This window comes from Nonomuraea turkmeniaca (assembly GCF_005889735.1).
In the GTDB taxonomy this organism is placed as follows: Bacteria; Actinomycetota; Actinomycetes; order Streptosporangiales; family Streptosporangiaceae; genus Nonomuraea; species Nonomuraea turkmeniaca.
Map to the genome: position 1 here is coordinate 1 of NZ_VCKY01000055.1, position 17,090 is coordinate 17,090.

The 17,090-nt window shown below is 68.5% G+C and carries 19 protein-coding genes and 1 other RNA gene; 9 read left to right on the forward strand and 11 right to left on the reverse strand.

The window, feature by feature from the left end:
• Both ETD86_RS18175 and ETD86_RS18180 read right to left on the reverse strand, forming a co-directional pair.
• Positions 1 to 606, reverse strand: a 606-nt coding sequence (locus ETD86_RS18175) for a serine/threonine-protein kinase (RefSeq protein ID WP_138667347.1), incomplete at its 3' end; no start/stop codon positions are given.
• Positions 607 to 627: 21 nt separating this feature from the next.
• Positions 628 to 1,596 carry a GlxA family transcriptional regulator gene (locus tag ETD86_RS18180; RefSeq protein ID WP_138667348.1) on the reverse strand — a complete coding sequence of 323 codons (969 nt, stop codon included), beginning with the start codon at positions 1,594 to 1,596 and terminating at the stop codon, positions 628 to 630.
• A gap of 99 nt (positions 1,597 to 1,695) precedes the next feature.
• Between ETD86_RS18180 and ETD86_RS18185 the strand changes: the two genes are divergently transcribed.
• Positions 1,696 to 2,103 (forward strand): hypothetical protein, encoded by a 408-nt coding sequence (locus tag ETD86_RS18185; protein ID WP_138667349.1) that lies wholly within the window; start codon positions 1,696 to 1,698, stop codon positions 2,101 to 2,103.
• Positions 2,104 to 2,126: 23 nt separating this feature from the next.
• Here ETD86_RS18185 and ETD86_RS18190 read toward each other — a convergent pair whose 3' ends face one another.
• The 3 genes from ETD86_RS18190 to ETD86_RS18200 form a co-directional block, all read right to left on the reverse strand.
• On the reverse strand, positions 2,127 to 2,966 hold the full coding sequence (locus tag ETD86_RS18190) for a phosphatidylinositol-specific phospholipase C/glycerophosphodiester phosphodiesterase family protein (protein WP_138667350.1): 840 nt from the start codon (positions 2,964 to 2,966) through the stop codon (positions 2,127 to 2,129).
• Positions 2,967 to 3,080: 114 nt separating this feature from the next.
• Positions 3,081 to 3,680: a hypothetical protein gene (locus tag ETD86_RS18195; protein ID WP_138667351.1), complete on the reverse strand. Its 600-nt coding sequence runs from the start codon at positions 3,678 to 3,680 to the stop codon at positions 3,081 to 3,083.
• Complete coding sequence (locus ETD86_RS18200; RefSeq protein WP_138667352.1) at positions 3,677 to 4,540, reverse strand: hypothetical protein; 864 nt, start codon at positions 4,538 to 4,540, stop codon at positions 3,677 to 3,679. The genes ETD86_RS18195 and ETD86_RS18200 overlap by 4 nt, the downstream gene beginning before the upstream one ends.
• Before the next feature lie 134 nt (positions 4,541 to 4,674).
• Here ETD86_RS18200 and ETD86_RS59145 point away from each other — a divergent pair, with 134 nt between their 5' ends.
• Together ETD86_RS59145 and ETD86_RS18210 are read left to right on the forward strand one after the other, a co-directional pair.
• The gene (locus tag ETD86_RS59145; protein WP_138667353.1) at positions 4,675 to 5,049 is read left to right on the forward strand and encodes a rhamnogalacturonan lyase family protein; all 375 of its coding nucleotides are present in this window, start codon (positions 4,675 to 4,677) and stop codon (positions 5,047 to 5,049) included.
• A 102-nt stretch (positions 5,050 to 5,151) separates the two neighbouring features.
• Positions 5,152 to 6,258 (forward strand): SGNH/GDSL hydrolase family protein, encoded by a 1,107-nt coding sequence (locus ETD86_RS18210; RefSeq protein ID WP_211370124.1) that lies wholly within the window; start codon positions 5,152 to 5,154, stop codon positions 6,256 to 6,258.
• Between the two features lie 388 nt (positions 6,259 to 6,646).
• On the opposite strand, the gene ssrA is transcribed toward ETD86_RS18210, so the two are convergent.
• From ssrA to ftsE, 5 genes are all read right to left on the reverse strand, one after another.
• Positions 6,647 to 7,030: a transfer-messenger RNA gene (gene ssrA / locus ETD86_RS18215) on the reverse strand.
• A 292-nt stretch (positions 7,031 to 7,322) separates the two neighbouring features.
• The gene (locus ETD86_RS18220) at positions 7,323 to 9,182 is read right to left on the reverse strand and encodes a penicillin-binding transpeptidase domain-containing protein (protein WP_138667354.1); all 1,860 of its coding nucleotides are present in this window, start codon (positions 9,180 to 9,182) and stop codon (positions 7,323 to 7,325) included.
• Between the two features lie 7 nt (positions 9,183 to 9,189).
• Positions 9,190 to 9,657, reverse strand: coding sequence for an SsrA-binding protein SmpB (gene smpB / locus ETD86_RS18225; RefSeq protein WP_138667355.1), 468 nt, complete (start codon positions 9,655 to 9,657; stop codon positions 9,190 to 9,192).
• Positions 9,658 to 9,696: 39 nt separating this feature from the next.
• On the reverse strand, positions 9,697 to 10,611 hold the full coding sequence (gene ftsX, locus ETD86_RS18230; protein ID WP_138667356.1) for a permease-like cell division protein FtsX: 915 nt from the start codon (positions 10,609 to 10,611) through the stop codon (positions 9,697 to 9,699).
• A 20-nt stretch (positions 10,612 to 10,631) separates the two neighbouring features.
• Positions 10,632 to 11,321, reverse strand: coding sequence for a cell division ATP-binding protein FtsE (ftsE, locus tag ETD86_RS18235; RefSeq protein ID WP_127939948.1), 690 nt, complete (start codon positions 11,319 to 11,321; stop codon positions 10,632 to 10,634).
• Between the two features lie 202 nt (positions 11,322 to 11,523).
• Between ftsE and ETD86_RS18240 the strand changes: the two genes are divergently transcribed.
• Positions 11,524 to 11,715: a hypothetical protein gene (locus tag ETD86_RS18240; RefSeq protein ID WP_138667357.1), complete on the forward strand. Its 192-nt coding sequence runs from the start codon at positions 11,524 to 11,526 to the stop codon at positions 11,713 to 11,715.
• On the opposite strand, the gene prfB is transcribed toward ETD86_RS18240, so the two are convergent.
• Entirely contained in the window at positions 11,712 to 12,830 is a 1,119-nt protein-coding gene (prfB, locus tag ETD86_RS18245; RefSeq protein WP_138667358.1) for a peptide chain release factor 2, read from the reverse strand. The two genes, ETD86_RS18240 and prfB, sit on opposite strands and share 4 nt — an antisense overlap.
• Before the next feature lie 201 nt (positions 12,831 to 13,031).
• On the opposite strand from prfB, the gene ETD86_RS18250 reads away from it, so the two are divergent.
• From ETD86_RS18250 to ETD86_RS18270, 5 genes are all read left to right on the forward strand, one after another.
• A complete protein-coding gene (locus tag ETD86_RS18250) occupies positions 13,032 to 14,051 on the forward strand; it encodes a DUF8094 domain-containing protein (protein ID WP_138667359.1) in 1,020 nt (339 codons plus the stop codon).
• Positions 14,052 to 14,367: 316 nt separating this feature from the next.
• Positions 14,368 to 14,601 carry a hypothetical protein gene (locus tag ETD86_RS18255; RefSeq protein ID WP_138667360.1) on the forward strand — a complete coding sequence of 78 codons (234 nt, stop codon included), beginning with the start codon at positions 14,368 to 14,370 and terminating at the stop codon, positions 14,599 to 14,601.
• Complete coding sequence (locus ETD86_RS18260; RefSeq protein WP_138667361.1) at positions 14,598 to 15,080, forward strand: Clp protease N-terminal domain-containing protein; 483 nt, start codon at positions 14,598 to 14,600, stop codon at positions 15,078 to 15,080. The genes ETD86_RS18255 and ETD86_RS18260 overlap by 4 nt, the downstream gene beginning before the upstream one ends.
• A gap of 176 nt (positions 15,081 to 15,256) precedes the next feature.
• Positions 15,257 to 16,219: an ABC transporter ATP-binding protein gene (locus ETD86_RS18265; protein ID WP_138667362.1), complete on the forward strand. Its 963-nt coding sequence runs from the start codon at positions 15,257 to 15,259 to the stop codon at positions 16,217 to 16,219.
• A complete protein-coding gene (locus tag ETD86_RS18270) occupies positions 16,216 to 17,061 on the forward strand; it encodes an ABC transporter permease (protein WP_138667363.1) in 846 nt (281 codons plus the stop codon). The genes ETD86_RS18265 and ETD86_RS18270 overlap by 4 nt, the downstream gene beginning before the upstream one ends.
• Positions 17,062 to 17,090 lie beyond the last annotated feature (29 nt).

The window sequence follows — 17,090 nt, forward strand, 5'->3', positions numbered from 1 at the left end:
CCCGGTCCCCGCGTACGCGATCACCCCGCCCCACGCGAAGACATCGGCAGCGGGCGTCAGCACCTCACCACGCACCTGCTCGGGCGCCATGAACGCAGGCGTCCCGAGAATCGCCTGGCTGGCCAGGCTGTCGTTGTCCACAAGCTGAGCGATACCGAAGTCGATCACACGCGGCCCGAGCGGCGACAGCAGCACGTTGGACGGCTTCAGGTCACGATGGATCACCCCGGCCCCGTGGATGGCGCTCAGCGCGGTGGCGATCCCGACCGCCAGCGCCTCCAGGTTCCCACCCGACAAAGGCCCTTGATCCCGTACGACCTCCGCCAGATCCGGCCCTTTCACATATTCGGTGACCAGGTACGCGACATCCCCGTCGATCCCAGCGTCGAGCACAGGTGCGGTGCAGAACCTGGCCACCCGCCGCGCCGCCGCCACCTCCCGTTCGAACCGCCGCCGGAACGCCGGATCCCGGGCTAACGCCGGATTGATGACCTTGACCGCGGCCAGGCCCCCGGTAGGCGTGGCCGCGAGATGCACCTCGCCCATGCCACCCCGGCCGAGCACACGCCGCAGCGTGTACCCGCCTATGACCCGATCACCATCCATCGCAGACACATTAGCCAGGTGTCACTTGGCGGCGGACGACTGCGTCAGGCGGTACCGCGACGGCGGGATGCCGTACCGGTCCATGAACGCCTGCCGCAACGTCTCCGCCGTCCCGAACCCGCACCGCGCGGCGATCGCGGACATCGGCAACGACGTGGACACCAGCAGGTGGGCGGCGGCCTCGGTGCGGGCCTGACGGACGTACCGCCCGGGCGTCAGCCTCATGTGCTTGAGGAACAGCCGGGTCAGGTGCCGCTCGCTGACCCCGGCCACCTCCGCCAGCGCGGCCGTGCCGAGGTCCTCGGCGAGATGGGCGCCGATGTGGTCGACGGCCCGCTTGACCAGCCCGTCGGCGGGCGGCGGCGCGCTGACGAACATGCTCATCTGGGCCTGGTTGCCGGGCCGCTGCAGGTACGTGACGAGGTGCCGGGCCACCGTCCTGGCCAGCTCGGTACCGTTGTCCTCCTCGATGAAGGCCAGGGTGAGGTCGAGGGCGGCGGTGACGCCGGCCGAGGTGGCGACGTCGCCGTCGCGGATGAAGATCGGGTCCGGGTCCACGGCGACGCCGGGGTACCGGGCGGCCATGTCCTGGGCCTGCTCCCAGTGCGTGGTGGCACGCCGCCCGTCGAGCAGGCCGGCGGCGGCGAGGACGTACGCTCCGGTGCAGACGGACGCGACGCGCCGGCTCTCCCGGGCCAGCCGGCGGACGTGGGCGACGAGCAGCGGGTTGGCGGCGGCGTCCGCATGGCCGATGCCACCGGAGACGATGAGCGTGTCGAGCGGCCCGCTGACCCGCTCCAGGACGTCCTGGGCCTGGATGACCTGCGCGGTGCCGGTGGTGACGGCGTGGCCGCCGGGGGTGACCAGGCGCACCTGATAGGGCGGCGCCGCGCCGCGCCAGTTGGCCTCCTCCAGCGTCGAGATGACGCAGGCGAGGTCGAGCAGCGCGACCGCGTCGTACGCCACCACGACGACCCGTCGTACCTCCATGCCCCGACTGTAGGTCCGAAGGACGAAGAACCCAAGTTTCCGGACACGTCCGGTCGCCCGCCTTGGCGGGCGACCATGGTGTCCAGGACAGTCGGGCACATGACGACAGCAGCATCGAAGCCGCGCCGCCGCTGGGGCAGGTTCGCGCTCCACTACCTCGAGATGATCATCGCGATGTTCGTCGGGATGTTCGCGCTCGGCGCGCTCCTCGACCTCCTCGGCCTCGGCTTCTCCCACAGCGAGTACCCGGAGCTGGGCTACCTGGTGATGGCGGTCAACATGTCCGTGGGCATGGCCGTGTGGATGCGCATCCGCGGGCACGGCTGGGCCTCGACCCTGGAGATGTGCGCGGCCATGTTCGTCCCGATCGTGCCGCTCTTCCCGCTGTTGTGGCTCGGCGTGATCGATGGCCACGTGCTCATGACGGTGGCGCACGTGGCGATGTTCCCGCTCATGCTGGCGGCGATGTTCCGCCGACTCGACGAGTACGCCGGTTGCGCCCATTGAGGACGTTGCGGTGGCCGCTCCGGTTACGCCGCCGCGGCCCTGGCGGCGTCATGCGCACGCAGGAACCGCTCGAGCCCCGCCAGGTCGTCGGTGTTGATGTGGTCCACGTCCGCCGCGATCAACTCCCGCCAGATCGTGTCCCTGGCCGGACCGGCCGCGTCCGGCGTGGCCCAGAACCTGACCCGCTGCCCGTCGCGATGCGCGGTGGCCACGATCTGCCGCAGCTTGTCCCGCTCGGCGGCCGGCATCTCGCCCTCGCCGCGCCAGGTGAAGTGGTTCGTCCAGTTGTCGCTGATCAGCGGAATCAGGGCCGGGTCGCCCTGCCCGAGGTCGGACATGCGTCCGTCGTAGAAGGCGTGGCGCCGCTCCTGGGCGGCCATCAGCTCGCGCGGCCGGTCCCCGCTGATCACCACGGTCACCGCGCCGGGCTTCACCTTGCCCTTGTGGAAGCTCGTGAGCATCTTCCTGTACGACGCCAGCACCTTGTCGAGCTCGGTGTACGTGGCCGCGCCGTTGTTCTTGATGTCCACCAGGAGCTGGAGCTGCTGGCGGCTGCGCGGGAAGACATGCCCGTGGCCCTGGCGTACGCGCTGGGCCAGCGGGTCCAGGTAGAGGGACTGGAGCGTGCGCCCCGGCCGCAGGTCCTCGGGGTCGTGCCCGACGCGCAGCTCGCCCTCCACCAGGTAGATGTCCGCCTCGACGCTGGTGAACCCGTGGTCGAGGGCGTCCAGGAGCGGCCGTTCGTGCTCGTAGTCGTTGTGGGCGTGCGCCCGCGGCAGCGGCTCGGCGGCGGCCGTGGCAGGACCGGCCGTCAGCAGGACGGCTCCGGCAACGGCCAGCACGCCCAGGACTCGACGCAACATCGCATCTCCTTACGAGGTCAGGGATGCCGGTAAGGCTATTTGCGTCAGATGTGACAGAAGTGAAGTTCAGCCGAATTCGTGGTCACCGGCGCGAGCCGGCCCGCCGTGACCGAGCTACCGGTCGGGCAACGCCCGCGCCCTGATCTCGCCGAGCGTGGTGCGGCTGGCCCTGATGTCGGAGATCAACACGTACGAGACCAGCAGCAACCCCAGGCAAAGGGCGTCGGCCGCCCACCAGGGGATCTCGGCGAGCAGCAGGTTGCCGTCGCGGTCGCTCAGTGACCTGATCACCATCGTGACCCCGGCCACCACTAAGGTGACCAGCAGCCAGCTCCGCAGGCGCGGCAGATTCCCCTTGTTCCACAGCCGGATACGCCAGCTCATGAACACGGCGAGCACCCCGAGCAGGGCACAGAACCCGATCAGCCACCACGGCAGGGCGAAGGCCGTCTGATCGGCGATCTGCCGCTGCGTGACACGCAGCTCGGCCTCGGCCTTCCGCTGGGCCTCGACGGCGGCGTCGAGCTGCTTCCGCAGCTGCGCCACGCTCTTCTCCTGACGCGTCAGCGGCGAGGACACCTCCGTCGGCAACATCCGCGCCACCACGGTCAGCATGATCGCCACGAACGACAACGCCAGCACGATGGCCATGAAGAGGTCGATGAAGCGCAGGTCCAGCGGCGGCGCGAACGACCTGACGGGCCGCTTCCTCACGGCTCCCTCACCAGGGTGTACTTCTGCGGCCGGCTCTCCACGGCGCTCAGCCGCTCCACCGCGGTACGCAGCGCGTCCAGCCCCTTGACGAGCTCCTCGGTCCTACCCCTGGACTGCGCCAGCTCCTGGGTGAGCCCGTGCATGGCCGGAGCCGACTCCTTCGCGGGCAGGCGCGCGATATAGATGAGGAACACCTCGTCGGCGGCCGCGACGCCGGCTCGCTCCGCCCGCTCGACCAGCGCCATCGCACCGAACGCCAGCACGCTCAGGAACAACGCGATCAGGGTGACGCCGAACGCGGACGCCAGCTCCGGCAGCACGTGCTGCTTGAGCGCGGCGATCAGCACCCCAGGGTCCGCCTGGTTGTCCAGGGCGTTCGAGAACGAGTTGACCATCGCGCCCATCGTCAGCGCCGTGCCGATGAACCCGAAGACCGGCAGCGCCCAGATGAGCGCGTGGTCGAGGTGATGCTTGTTGGCCATCTCGGTCTCGTCAAGCGCGGACCGGGCGCTCAACACCGCCTCGCAGTCGTTCCCCGCCTCGGCCGCCTCCTTGAACAGCCTCAGCCGCCGCCCCACCAGCGTGTCCTCGGTCGGCTTCACCGTCTGAACGTTCGCCACGGCTCGCGCCGTCGCGGCGTTCTCCCGCCGGATGTCCGGCGCGGCCCTGGCGATCCTGAGAACGGCGGTCAGGAACACCACGATGATGAGCGTGACCACCAGCTCAGCGGCCGCCGGCGCCGTGGTCGCACCCACGGACACCAGCAAGGCTTCCACCACACCGGCCACCAAGAGCACCGCTGAGACGATCAGTCCCACCACGGGTGCGAACAGCGAATGCCGCCAATCGTACCTTGACACGCTTCAACCCCATCAGCCACACCAGTTGTCAAAGGACAACCTAAGCACACGTAGAGCAATCATTGGTGACAGTGAGGACTCAATGTACGGCGAATCGCACCACAGTGGGCAGTGATGAGCAGAGTTCGGCGGAGGTGACCACGAGCAAGGACTACCGCAACTCCAGCGGCTACGTGCTCTCGAGCCCCGAGTACCTGACCGCGTTCCAAGGCGCCGCCGGCAGCCGACCCGCCGCCGCGAGATCGTCGACCACGCCTACGACCAGGCCAAGGGGCGCGGGCGTCGGCACCATCGCCAAGTGGGACGGCACCGCCGTCAAGGAGATCCTCCGCGCGGAGGGCACCTACTCCAACAACTCCACCAAAGGGACGCCGACCCTCCAGACCGACCTGTACGGAGACTGGCGCAAGGAGATCATCTGGCGGCCCGGGACAGCACCCAGCTGCGCCGGCTTGGTTTCAGGCTCGTTTCATCCGGCCGGCCTGGCCTCACCAGGTTGTCCCTGGTAAGGGCCCACGTCGGTGTACGGCGCCAAATCGGATCTTGCGCTGCCCGGGCAAGCGCTCGTTACATAGGCGTGATGCCGCGGCCGGCCGTTGTGAAGGAGTACTGTGCGACCCGTACGTGTGACCGCAGCAATAACCGCGTTGGTGGGCACGATGCTGCTGCCCGGCGCCGCCGACGCCGCTGTGGCGCCGGCATCCGGCGTCATGGCCAAAGCGCACACCGCCGGACGCGTCAAGGTCGCCGAGGCCTCGGTTCAGTACAGCTGGCCCGGCGTCTCTTTCGAAGGCCGCTTCCGCGGCACCGGCGTAGGGATCGTCCTCAACGACTCCGACAACGACTACGACGTCGAAGTGGACGGTACGACCGTCGCCACCCTCGTAACCCCTGGCCGGACCACGTACTGGGTCAACGGCCTCACCCCCGGCGTCCACCGCGTGCGGCTCGTCAAACGTACGGAGAGCCCGTGGGCCACGAGCGCCTTCGGCGGCTTCGTCGCCGCCCCGGGCGGCGCCATCCTGCACAAGCCCCCCGCGCGGCACCGGCAGATCGAGTTCATCGGCGACTCCTTCACCGTCGGCTACGGCAACCGCTCCGGTAGCCGCGACTGCACCAACGACCAGCTCCACCGGACCACCGACGCCAACCTGAGCTTCGGCGCTCTCACCGCGCGCCGCCTGAACGCCGACTACCAGATCAACGCCTTCTCCGGCCTCGGCATGGTGCGCAACTACAACGGCAGCAACCCCCAGGTCGACTACCGCACCTACTACGACCGAGCGCTGCTGGCCGTCGACGGCGACGTCTGGCAGAACCCGGGCACCTGGCGACCGCAACTTGTCGTGGTCGGCTTGGGCATCAACGACTTCTCCACCGCCATCAACCCAGGCGAGCAGTGGACCCCGGACACCCTGGTAGCCGCCTACCGCACCGCCTACCACGCCTTCCTCGACAAACTCCGCGCCCAGTACGGCCCCCGCACGACCATCGTGGTCAGCGCCACCTACCTGTCCAACACCACCGTGTACGCCGAACTCGCCGAGCAGATCGTCCAGGAGCGCAACGACAACGGCGACAACCGGATCCGCTACTGGTACTACAGCAATGCCGGCCTGGACTACATGGGCTGCCACTGGCACCCCTCCGCCCACGACCACCAGATCATCGCCGACCGGCTCGGCGACTTCATCGCCACTCTTCCCTTGCGCTGGTAGCTCGCGACCGAGCCCTACGCCCCGCTGCGGCCCGAAGATCCCGAGTCGGTCCACCTGAACGCAGAACGGCGGTGTCCACAAGGACACCGCCGCTGATGACGTGAGATCAGGCAGTGCCTCGTCGCGCATTCGGCTGCCTTCGCAACGGCATGTGCCTAGACATAAGAAAACCCGGCCCACAAGGAAGCCGGGTGGTACGTGTTTCAGCCCATCAGCCGCTCCCAGAACACGCGGCCGATCGGGGTCTCCGGCCTGGAGGCCGGGTGTAAGCGCCGACGGTCACGGGCACCTGACTCGAACATGACGACAAGCCTGCCAGGGTGGACCGCTCGGCAACCGACACAACAACACGAAACGGCCGATGTCACGACATCGGCCGTTTCGTTATAGGTGGAGGTGGCGGGAATCGAACCCGCGTCCTTCAACCCCAAGTCAGGGCTTCTCCGGGCGCAGCCTGCTGTGCTTTTCTCAGCCCCGGCGATCACGCAGGCGAGTCGCCGACGGGCTCAGCCACTGTTTGGTTTCCCGCTCTCCCCCGTGGCCGGGTCGAGCGGTTGAGCCTTCTAACGATGCCAGACACCGGGCCGAAGGCACTCCCGGGCTGACAGTGGTTTCGCTACTTAGGCAGCGAGGCCCAGGGAATCCTGGGCTACCACAGTGCGCTTGGAATTGGCACTTGTTGTTTGCGGTCACAGGATTAACGAGGTTATGTCCGCAGTCCTCGGCCCGCTTCACCTGGCTTGCAAGATCGAAGTCGAAGCCAGTCACCCCCTGTGCAGTTGTCAACACGCCCTCCGCCGGAAGGCGAGCAACATGAATGTACAGGGGACAACGCCCTCAACGCCAACTTAATTCCCCATGGCGAAACCCCCGGGAGCGTGGCACAGTCGCACGCGCTCCCGGGGGCCGACCGGCAGGGTCGAGCCGGTCCGGACGGCAGGACTTCCCCCGAGATGAAGTCCTGATCTCATCACGGCGACTGGATCCGCAACCCCCCGAGCGGGCCCAGTCATTCAGTAAGACGCCACCACGCGCCCTGATGGTTGCTCAGGGTTGCGACTATTTCACGATGGGTTCTGGAGGGCCGCGAAGAAGCCTCCGGCGATCGCCGGAGCGTTGTAGTTCTTCGACAGCACCGCGATCGCCACGTCCCCCTGCCAGCCGACGAACCACGTCAGCTGGTCCCCGGCCGTCGCCGTCACCCCGTACACCTTGCCCTTGCCTGCCTGGGCGGGCGTGCCGAAGGCGCCGGCCCGCATCATCGGCCTGAGCGCCGCGAGCACCCGTGGATCGACGGGCACGGGGTCGGGCTGGACGATCGGCACGGTCTCGGCCGCCGGGTCGGGCGACTTCGGGTTGGTGACGAGTACGGGCGGGCGCCAGGTGCCCGAGGACACCGCGGCGGCCACCAGCGCCATGCCCAGCGGGCTCACCTCGACGTTCTGGCCCGCGATGGCCTTGGCCTTGTCGGCGTCGCTGGACAGCTCGGGGAACGAGCCGTTGAACGACTTCAGCGGCAGCCGCCACGGCTGCCCGACGCCGAACGCCTGGGCGCTCTTCTCCAGGGCGTCGGCGTTGACGCGGCGGGCGAGCGAAGCCAGGGCGGTGACGCAGCCCTTGGCGAAGTGTTCCTGGAACGTGGCAGACGACGTGCTGCCCGCGGACTGGCCTGCGGCCACGAACTTGGCACCGCCGACCGTGCGCTCCTGCGGGCAGTCCAGCCGCTGTTTGGGGCTCATCCTGGCCTTGACCAGCGCGTCCGCGGCAACGATCGAGAACGCCGTGCCCGCCGGATATTTGCCGGCCAGCGCGTCCTTCTCCTGATGCATGCCGCCCTTGGTGGCGACGGCGCGGATCTCGCCGGTCTCGCGGTCCACGGCCACCAGCGCGCTCTCCTCGCTGTCGTCCACCGCCAGCTCGGCCGCCGTCTGGATGCCACGGTCGATGGTGGTCTGCACCGACACGTTCTGCCGGCCCGGCCACTCCTCCAGCTGGGCGACCTCCTTGCCGGTCTTGAGATCGAGCGTGATCACCCTGGTCTGCGTGGAGCCGGTCAGGTAGCTCTGGTAGGCCTGCTGCAGCCCGCTCTTGCCCACCGAGTCACCGGCTCGCTGGGGGCCACCGAGCTTCTGCTCGTACTCCGGCGTGAGCGCGCTGACGGAGCCGACGATCTGCCGGGGCGCGTCGGGGTTGACGGGCTGGTCCTGTGGCTTGGTCTCGATCCCGGAGATGGCGTCGAGCTTGGGCCTCATCTTCTGGTAAAGGGAGCGGCCGAACGTCACCAGCGGGACGAACTTGTCAGGCGGCGAGGAGCGGATGCGGCTCAGCAGCCGGTCCTGGGCGTATCCCGTGATCTCCGACAACCTCGCGACGACCTCTTCCGCCTGATCGCCCAGCTGGGCCGGATAGACGCCGGCGCTGTAGACGACGGTGTCGGTCTGCAGCGGGTCGCCGGTCCGGTCGACCACCGGCTGGCGCGGCTTGGGCTCGATGTCGACCGCGAACCGCTGCCCCTCCTTCAGATCCGGGTGCAGCACCGAGGGCGACCAGCGCACCCTCCACGTGCCGTCCACCAGGTGCAGCGGCAACATCCCGTCGTACTGCCAGAGCGGGTTGTTCTCGCCCAGGTCGACCTCGGCGTGGAAGGCGGCCGCGGACTCGTCGCCGTTCACGTTCAAGCTCTTGATCTTGAAGCGGAACGAGGCCGCGTCCAGCTCCAGCTTGGCGTCGGACAGGGCCTTGCGTACGGTCGCCTGGTCGCCGTCGGTGCGTCCCGCGGCCAGGTCGTAGTCCTCCGTCTGCCAGCCCACGAGGAAGTCGCGCACCGCGTCATGCGGCGACGGCTCCTCGAAGCAGCCGGTCAGCGTGGTGCACGCGACCACCAAGGTGACGGTCGCGGCGAGCGTGCGGCGCAGGCGTGTCATGCCGATCTCATCGGTTGCGGTGGCGTAGAGCCCGGGCCATCTCCCGCTTGGCCTGCTGCTCCGCCAGCGACTGCCGTTTGTCCCAGTCCTTCTTGCCGCGGGCGAGGCCGATCTCGACCTTGGCGCGGCCGTCCTTGAAGTAGAGCGCCAGCGGCACGATCGTGAGCCCACCCTCCTTGGTCTTGGCGGCGAGCTTGTCGATCTCCTTGCGGTGCAGCAGCAGCTTGCGCTTGCGGCGGGCGGCGTGGTTGGTCCACGTGCCCTGCGAGTATTCGGGAATGTGCACGTTGAGCAGCCACGCTTCGTTGCCGTCGATGCTGGCGTAGCCGTCGACGAGCGAGGCGCGGCCCTCGCGGAGCGACTTCACCTCGGTGCCCTGCAACACGAGACCCGCCTCGAAGGTGTCTTCGACGTGGTAGTCGTGCCGAGCACGTTTGTTCTGGGCGATGACCTTCCGCCCGGTCTCACGTGGCATGCTTCGACTTTACCGGCGATCCTCCGTACGGGGATCCTGCTACACCCTGAGGTAGCGGCGAAGCGTCACGAACGAGGCCAGAACACAGATGACCACACCAATGATCATGGTGTACGTGATCGTCTGCGCCACGGCGTCCCAGCCCAGCTGAGCGGTCGGCCCGGCGAAGAACCTGCCGAGCTCCTCGAACAGCAGGACCTTCGTCACGATCAGGATGACCGCCGCGAACACGCCGCCGATCAGGCCCGCGATCACGCCTTCCATGACGAACGGCAGCTGGATGTAGAGGTTGGACGCGCCGACCAGCCGCATGATGCCCGTCTCCCTGCGCCGGTTGAACGCCGAGAGCCGGACCGTGTTGCCGATCAGCAGCGCCGCGGCCAGCACCAGGATGATCGCGACGGCCAGCGCGTAGTAGGCCAGCTTGTCGAGCATCTGGAAGAAGGGCCCGATCAGCTGCTTGTGGTCGGTCACCTGGGAGACGCCCGGCTGGCCCTGAACAGCCTGGATGACGGACTGATAGTTGTCCGGGTCTGACACCTTGATGCGGAACGACTGCGGCATGTCCTCAACCTGGGTGGCCTTCACGAGCGCCTGGTTGGACGCGTACGCCTCCTGGAAGTTCTGGTAGGCGGTCGCCTGGTCCTCGAAGAACCACTCCCTGACACCCTTGCCGCGCAGCCCCTCGAGATGGGTCTCGAGGGCCTTCGTCTGCGTCTGTGTGATCGCCTTGCCGTTACACGCCGGCATGGCGGTCCCCTTGTTGCACAGGAAGACCGAGATCTCGACCTTGTCGCCCCAGTAGCCCTTCAGCAAGCCGACCTGGGCGTTGATCATCAAGCCGACGCCCAGCATCGCCATGCCGACCGCCACGGTGATGATGACCGCGACCGTCATGGTCAGGTTGCGACGGAGGCCGATCCAGACCTCGGAGAAGATGAAATTCGCCCGCATGTTCTGTCTGCAGCTCCCTGTCAGTACGCCTGGCCGTAGACGCCACGCGACTGGTCACGGACGATCTTGCCGTCCTCCAGCTCCACCACACGCTTGCGCATGGAGTCGACGATGGCCGCGTCGTGCGTGGCCATGACGACCGTGGTGCCAGTCCTGTTGATGCGGTCGAGCACCTTCATGATGCCGATGCTCGTCGCGGGGTCGATGTTGCCCGTGGGCTCGTCGGCCAGCAGGATCATCGGCCGGTTGACGAACGCGCGGGCCATGGCGACGCGTTGCTGCTCGCCGCCGGACAGCTCGTCGGGCATGCGGTGTGCCTTGCCTTCCAGGCCGACCAGCTCGATGACCTCGGGCACCACCTTGCGGATGAACCGCCGGGGCTTTCCGATGACCTCGAGGGCGAACGCCACGTTCTCGTAGACGTTCTTGTTCGGGAGCAGCCTGAAGTCCTGGAACACGCAGCCGATGCGGCGGCGCAGGTGCGGCACCTTGAAGTTGGAGAGGCGGGAGAGGTCCTTGCCGGCGACATGGATCGCACCGGAGTTGGGCCGCTCCTCCTTCAGGATCAGACGCAGGAACGTGGACTTGCCTGACCCCGAAGGGCCGACGAGGAACACGAACTCGCCCTTGTCCACGTCAACAGATACGTGGTCGAGAGCGGGCCGGTTCTGGTTCGCGTAGACCTTGGTGACATTATCGAAATGGATCACGAGAGCATCACGGCATGCCAGTCTAGGGGTCAGGACGGAAGCGAGGGTGGCACATGCCCACTTCCCGCCGCTGGCCGATCGGGGGCGTCGTCTTTACTGATGATCGACGTTCCGATTGGCCAGAGGACAGTCTAGGGGGAAGACTGGCATGGAACGTCCATAACGGAAACAAAACGATTGTGCGGCTAGACTTGGGGCTGTCATGAGTTGTGAACACCTCGTATGCGCGCAGTGCGCCCACCCCGTGATCGAGGGACGCTGCGCCCTCTGCCGCGCCAACAGGGAGCGGATGCACAACCACGGCTTCGCCGGGCTGTCACCCGCTCTCATCGCCCTGCTGCTGATCGTCCTGCTCTTCGCGAGCCTGGCGCTCAAGCACCTCAGCGGACTTTAGGACTCCGCCCCCGACTCCTGCCGCCGCATCCAGCGGATCTCGGACTCGATGAACTCGTCGAGGTCGCCGTCGAGCACCGCCGACGGGTTGCCGGCCTCGGTGCCCGTGCGCAGGTCCTTGACGATTTGGTAGGGGTGCAGCACATAGTTGCGGATCTGCGTGCCCCACGACGTCGTGGACGCGCCCCGCAGCTCCGACATCTTCTCCGCCTCCTCCTGCCGCTTGCGCTCGAGCAGCTTGGCCTGGAGCACCGCCATGGCGGTGGCTCGGTTCTGCAGCTGCGAGCGCTCGTTCTGGCAGGAGACGACGATGCCGGTCGGCAGGTGGGTGATCCGCACGGCCGAGTCGGTCGTGTTGACGCCCTGGCCGCCGGGACCGCTCGAACGGTAGACGTCGATGCGGAGCTCGTCCTCGTTGATGTCGATGTGGTCGGTCTGCTCGACGACCGGCACGATGTCCACCCCGGCGAACGACGTCTGCCTGCGCCCCTGGTTGTCGAACGGGCTGATGCGGACCAGCCGGTGGGTGCCGTGCTCGCCGCGCAGCGTGCCGTACGCGTAGGGCGCCTTGATCGTGAACGTGGCCGACTTGATGCCGGCCTCCTCCGCGTAGGAGGTGTCGTAGACCTCCGTGTTGTAGCCCTTGCGCTCGGCCCACCGCAGATACATCCGCAGCAACATCTCGGCCCAGTCGGCGGCGTCCACGCCGCCGGCCTGAGAGTTGATCGTGACCAGCGCCTCGCGGGCGTCGTATTCGCCCGAGAGCAGCGTGCGCACCTCGAGCGCCCCGATATCGGACTTGAGCGACTCGAGCTCCTTGTCGGCCTCGGCGCGCGTGTCCTCGTCGCTCTCCTCCGTCGCCAGCTCGTAGAGGACCGTCAGGTCGTCGAGGCGCCGCGCGACGCCCTCGACGCGGTTGAGCTCGCCCTGGAGGTGGGAGAGCTTGCTCGTGACCTTCTGGGCCTGCTCGGGGTCGTCCCAGAGGTCGGGCGCGGCAACCTGCTGCTCCAGCTCCGCGATCTGCTTGCGCATCGCGTCGAGGTCGAGCACGTCCTGGATGCTGCGGAGCGTGCCCGCGAGCTCGTTGATCTCTTCTGCCGGATCGATGCCTGCCACGTCTCCCTAGGGTACGCGCCTCGCGGGAGAACTCCGTCCTCCAACCCGGCCCCACCTTCACTGGGGCTCCATCCTCTGGCCACCGTGCTCCATCCTCTGGCTCAATCCGACCTTCTCCGTCGGACCCGAACCGGACTTCACCCTCTGGCCCGGAGCCACCCAAGGGCCTCGCCGCGCCGTCCACCCGAATACGATGGCGACGTGCGTGCATACGGGCGGCGGAAGGTGCTGGCGCTCGCCGCCGGCGTGCTGGCCGCGGCGACCGCCTGCACGGGCAATGTGCCCGCGACGCCGACGAAGCAGGCCGCGGCGATCTCCGCGACCCCCACGCCCTCCGCGGACGCGGTCGAGGTCACCAGGGCAGAGGCGGCCAAGGAGTTCGCCGACATCACCGTCACCGACGACGCGCTGCGGGTGGCGAACGACCTCCAGGGCCGCCTGGACCTGGAGGTCAAGGACCTGACGACCGGCGGGCAGACGCCGCTGACCGTGGCCGCGTTCCTGGCCTCCGACTACGCGCCGCCGCGGTATGAGTGGGGCTCGCCGACGCTCTACGTGCCCAAGTTCGCCCCGGGCGAGAAGGCGCCCTGGTTCACCGCGCTGGCGACCCGCGACGGGCGGCCGACGCTGCTGACGTTCGCCAGGACGGACCGCTGGCGGCTCAGCTCCGTGGCGCGGCTCCTGCCGGGTCAGAAGATGCCGGAGATCGAGGTGGACGCCGACGGGTACGCGACGGCGCTGGCGCCCGACGACAAGACCGTCACGATCAGCCCGCAGTTCGTCCAGCCCGTGCACGCCAGCGTGGCCGAGACCGGGTCGGCCGGGGTCACGGCCGGGCTGCTGGCCCCGGGCCCGTACACGACGGAGATCGCCGAGCAGATCGCCTCGCTCAGGGAGAAGGCGAAGAGCAACGGGTTCAGCTACGACTCGATCTTCAGCGCCGACAACTTCCCCGTGTACGCGCTGCGCACCAAGGACGGCGGGGCGTTGATCCAGTACTCGCTGTCGCGCACGACGACCACGACCACCAAGACGGCCGAGGACGACTACATCCCGGTGCCGGAGTCGGCCCGCTGGGCGATCACCACCCCGGTGCTGCGCCGCACCCTGCGCCTGATCGAAACCCACCAGTACGCCACCGCGGTTCCGCCGCTCTCCCGCCCGTCCGCCGCCGCTGTGATCGCCCACGACGGGGGTCTCACCAAGGCCTCCGGCCAATAAGACCCGCGCCGTAGCCTCCGTCATGGCCGAAGGCATAAGACCCATCATCATTTACGGCAAGCCACCTTGCCCGCACGCGCCGTAACCCCTTCTGTCCGTCATGGCCGGCCGCGAAGGCATAAGGTCCATCATCATTTACGGCAAGCCACCTTGCCCGCACGCGCCGTAGCCCCTTCTGTCCGTCATGGCCGGTCGTGAAGGCTCACGGGTTGCTCGCCGTGACGAGCGTCGTCTTTACCTGCTTCTTCGCTGACATCTTGGCCCGTTAAGCAACTGGAGTTGACTAGCCGCCAATTAGTCAACTACGGTTGCTTACATGCCGGCAGAAGAGACTCCCGTACCCAAGGACCCCGCGGACGCGCTCGCGGCCGTGGTGGCGTTGCGGCGCCTGGCCGACCAGTTGGAGGACGCCGCCGTCGAGCAGGCCATGCGCGCGGGCTGGAGCTGGCCCGACGTCGCCGAGGCGCTCGGCGTCACGCGTCAGGCGGTCCACAAGAAGCATTCCAAGCGGCTCATCTCAGCCGGTGTGACCTTGAGGAGACGACAATGAGCGCCATCGACCACTACATCAACGCGATCATCGTGGGAGGTGGGGCGGAGGCGCTGGAGGACGGCTCCGCGGCGATCGAGGCCCATCATCTCCTGCTGGCGATCGCCGCCCACGAGGGCACCGCCGCGCACCGCGTTCTGCTCGCGGCCGGGCTCGGGCGGCAGGCGATCAGGGAGGCGCTGGACCGGGAGTTCGAGCACAGCCTGAGCGCCGTCGGAGTGTCCGTCGCCTCGTTCGACCTCCCGGAGCCGAGCCGGGACCCGAAGCGGGCGCCGAAGATCGGGGCGTCGGCCCGGCTCGCGTTCGAGCGCGGCTTCGCCGCGTCCACCGGCAAGAAGGACCTGCGTCCCGCGCATCTGCTGCTCGGCCTTCTCGACACCCATATCGGCACCGTGCCCCGCGCCCTGGCCCTGGCGGGCGTCGACCGGGCCGATCTCATGGCGCGGGCCCGCGAGACACTCGCGCACGAGAGCTGGTAATCCGGCTCGATCCCCTGTTCCCGACGGCCCCGAGGCGGCCGCCCGCGCGATGACGCGGGCCCCCGGTCCGGGCCGCGATGCGTCATGCCCTCACGCCGGGACCCGCCGGCATGAGTCCCCGCGCGAGGGCGGACGTCCGATCAAGCTTCGACCAATTCGACCAAGAGGGGTCATTCATGACGACGAGCGAGAAGGTCGTGCTCGACGTCGGCGGGCTGCGTATGCGTTACGGCTCGGTCGACGTCCTGCACGATGTCACGTTCCAGGTCCGCCACGGCGAGGTGCTGGCCCTGTTGGGGCCGAACGGGGCGGGCAAGACCACCACGATCGAGATCCTGGAGGGCTTCCGCATCCGCTCGGCGGGCCGGGTCGAGGTGCTCGGCACCGATCCGGCGCACGGCGACGAGCGGTGGCGGGCTCGGCTCGGGGTGGTGCTGCAGTCGTGGCGCGACCACGGCAACTGGCGGGTCCGCGAGTTCCTGGAGCACCTCGGCGGCTATTACGCCGGCTACGCCACACCCCGGATCCGGCGGCCGTGGGACACCGGCGAGCTGCTCGAGGCCGTCGGCCTGGCCGGGCAGGCCGGCAAGAAGATCAAGACGTTGTCCGGCGGTCAGCGGCGCAGGCTGGACGTGGCGGTCGGCATCGTGGGCCGGCCCGAGCTGCTCTTCCTCGACGAGCCGACCGCGTCGTTCGACCCGCGGGCCAGGAGCGAGTTCCACGACCTCGTACGCGGCCTGGTCGACGCCCACGAGACCACCGTGTTGCTCACCACCCATGACCTGGACGAGGCCGAGAAGCTGGCCGACCGCATCGTCGTGCTGAACGGCGGCCGGATCATCGCCGACGGCACGGCCGGCGAGCTGGCGCGGCGGATCGCCGGCGAGGACGAGGTGCGCTGGCTCCTCGACGGGCAGCGATTCGTTCAGAAGACAGCGGACTCGACCCGGTTCGCCCAGGACCTGTTCGCCCGATACGGCGACGGCGTCCAGGAGCTCGAGATCCACCGGGCCTCGCTGGAGCAGACATACCTCGCCCTGGTCCGTCAGGCCGAATCGGCCGCGGGATCAACCAAGGAATCGACCACGGAATCGACCACGCGATCAACCACGGGATCAACCACGGAGGCGGCCCGATGAACCTCGCCACGACGGCACTGCGCGCGGGCTGGTCCCGCGGCCTGATCGAGCTGCGCCAGTCGTTCACCAACGGGCCTGAGCTGTTCTCGCACTTCCTCTGGCCCTGCCTGATGGTGGCCACCATGTTCTTCATCCGGGACATGTCATTCGGGTCCAGCGGGCTCCCGCTGAGCACCCTGGCCTTGCCGAGCATCCTCGGCATGAACGCCGCGGTCGGCGTGATCAGCATGAGCCAGCAGCTCACCGCCGATCGCGAGGACGGCACCCTGCTGCGGGCCAAGGCGACCCCGCACGGGATGCCCGCCTACCTCATCGGCAAGGTCATCTCGGTCTCCGGCGGGCTGCTCGCCGACCTGGTGATCTTCCTCGTGCCGGGCGTGCTCATCGTCGAGGGCCTGGCGATCGGCCCGGGCTCCTGGCCGACCCTGGCCTGGGTGCTGGCGCTCGGTCTGGTGGCGACCCTGCCCATCGGCGCGGTACTGGGCTCCGTGTTCGGCAGCGCCCGCGCCCAAGGGCTGCTCCAGTTGCCGTTCCTGGCCGTGATCGGGATCTCCGGCATCTTCTACCCGATCACCGCCCTGCCCGAGTGGCTGCAGGGGATCGCCCAGGTTTTCCCGATCTACTGGATGGGGCTCGGCATGCGCTCGGCCCTGCTGCCCGACTCGGCGGCGGCCATCGAGATCGGCGAGTCCTGGCGGCACCTGGAGACCGCGGGCGTGCTGGGCGCCTGGGCGGTGCTCGGGCTGCTCGTGGCGCCGATGGTGTTGCGGAGGATGGCCCGCGGGGAGTCGGGGTCGAGCGTGGCCGCCCGCCGCGAGCGCGCCCTGCAAAGGATCGGCTGACCGCCGCGAAGACGTCCGGCGCAGCGTCA